At 59.8% G+C, this 2,434-nt stretch carries 2 protein-coding genes; both read right to left on the bottom strand.

Annotated elements, in window-relative coordinates; translation table 11 throughout:
• The coding region (locus VGL38_06090; protein ID HEY3294986.1) for an aldehyde dehydrogenase family protein at positions 1–917 on the bottom strand (917 nt) is incomplete at its 3' end.
• Positions 910–2,184, bottom strand: a complete 1,275-nt coding sequence (gene larA / locus VGL38_06095) for a nickel-dependent lactate racemase (protein HEY3294987.1) — start codon at positions 2,182–2,184, stop codon at positions 910–912. The genes VGL38_06090 and larA, both read right to left, overlap by 8 nt.
• Positions 2,185–2,434: the final 250 nt, after the last annotated feature.

Consider the following 2,434-nt stretch of genomic DNA (forward strand, 5'->3'; position numbering starts at 1 on the left):
GCCGTGAACTCTTCGGCGATGGATTCGTGCACGTAGATGCGCTGCACGGAGATGCACACCTGGCCGCTATGAGAGAAGCTGCCCATGACGCAGCGCGAAACGGCGAGATCCAGATCCGTGCCCGGCTCGATCACGACCGCCGAGTTGCTGCCCAGTTCCAGAGTCACCCGCTTCAGGCCAGCCTTGGCGCGAATCGCAAGTCCGACCTCGCGGCTGCCGGTGAAGGTGATCATGGCCACATGAGGGCTATTCACCAGGGCGTCGCCAACCAGCGCTCCCGAGCCTGTAACCACGTTGTATGCGCCCGCCGGAGCGCCCGCTTCTTCCATCACCCGCGCGAAGCGCAAAGCGCTGAGCGGCGTTGTGCTGGCCGGCTTATGGATGACAGAGTTGCCGGCCGCCAGCGCCGGGCCTACCTTGTGCATCATCAGGTTGAATGGTACGTTGAATGGCGTAATGGCGCCAATCACGCCCAGCGGTTCGCGCAGGGTCATTGCCATGCGGCCCTTGCCGATCGGCGCGGCGTCCATGGGAATCACCTCGCCGCGCATGTTGCGGGCAACTTCTGCCGAGGCGATCATGGTCTGCAAGGTCCGCTCGGCTTCGCCGCGCGCTTCCTTTACCGGCTTGCCGGTCTCGTAGCAGATCAGCTTTGCGAAATCCGCGACATCACGCTTAACGATCTCCATCATACGGACCAGTAGATCCGCACGCTCGAAGTTCGTGAGGCGCTTCATGGACGCCGCGCCCTTTCGGGCTGCCTGAATCGCCTGCTCCATCACGGCGGAATCCGCCATGTAGTAGGCGCCGACAGGGCTTCCGTCGTACGGCAGTCCAACCGTTTGCTGGTTCGCTGTCCGTACCCATTCTCCACCGATGTACATCGGAAGCGCTTCTATTTGCGCAGGACTAGTCATTTGTTTTTCTCCCAATATCACGAAGAGCCGGCCTGGTAAAGCCCGCATGCGGCATCACCGCAATCCGGCCCGGAGTAATTTGCTGAATTAATTCGAAAAGGCGTATCTTATGCTCCTCGCGGAGCACCGCCTGGAATCCGCATTGCTTCACGATACGCGCATCCAGGTTCGTTACCAGGTGCGCGTCGTAGCGTTTTCCGATGCGCGCCAGCCAGAGCGCTTTGTGGCCGCCCACCACAAAATTCTGTTCCAGCGCACTCTCCATCTCGACTTCACTGGTGTAGGTCTCGAGATAATGCTCCAACTTCGCGCTGCCCAGCCCGTCTGCACATTCCGCGTAGTAGTAGAGCGTCCCGCCGGGACGAAGCGCCGCGCAAGCATTCTCCATGCCCTTGTGGGCCTGACGCAAGTCGATGTCCAGAGGCGCGCCGCCCGCCGATGCAATCACCATGTCGTAAGGACGGTCGATATAGGTCCTGAGCAGGCGATCCGCCGCGCGGCAGCCCTCCAGGTGGGCCTGCTCGACGTCGCCCGCAGCTACGTACAGAAGCTTGCCCGCCGGACTCAGAACCACGTTGACCACGAAATCCGGCCCAACCATCCGGCTTCCTTCCAGCATGTCTTCGTGCGCCGGATTGCCGTCCAGTATGCCCGCTCCGCAGCGCGGGTCAAGAACCATTCGGTGATTGAAAGTCGTGGTTCGATTTCCGGCTACGCCGGGCAGAAGACTTTTTCGCCCTCCGCTATAGCCCGCAATCTGATGGAAGATAATTTCTCCCGTGAGGATGATCCGGTCCGCCTCAAAAACCCGGCGGTTGATTTCCACGCGGTTGCCGAAACTCGTGGTTCCCACATCCACGAGATTTGCGTCGTCGTCGCCATCGTGATCGTACATCCGAATGCGGCGGGCAATCCCCGCACCGACGATGGCGCGCATCTCTGCCTCAGTCTGCGCCCTATGAGTGCCGAGCGCAAAGACGATAGAGATGTCCCCGTCGGGAACGCCCCCCCGGTTCAACGTATCGACAATGGGCGGCAGGAACATATCCGAGCGCGCCAGTCGCGTGATGTCATTGACGATGATTACCACTGTCTCGCCGGGCTTCACCAGACTGGCCAGCGGTTCGCAGGCTGTAGGGTGATCCAAGGCCTGTAGGATGGCTCCGGCTTCGTCATCCAAAGCCGGCGTCTCAGGCGGTGCGAGCAGATCAGCCTCCACCGGCAACTGAAAAGCGGTCGCGCCAAACGGTAAGAAAATTGACGGCATGATCAAACTGTTAACATATCAGATACTAAATAGCACTGCAAGCGTCGGGTTGTACCAAAACAGCAGTGATATCTGATATTGTAAAGCACATGCGCACGGCTGTTCCGTCACAGACATCTTCGCCCGGGATGCCCCCTCTAGTCCGGCAGGTTCGCTGGTGGATTATGGCGTTGCTGTTCTGCATCACAATTATCAACTTCGTAGACCGGCAATCGCTCTCGATTGTCGCACCGTTGCTGCGGGAATCTCT

This window comes from bacterium (assembly GCA_036504735.1).
Classification (GTDB): domain Bacteria; phylum Electryoneota; class RPQS01; order RPQS01; family RPQS01; genus DASXUQ01.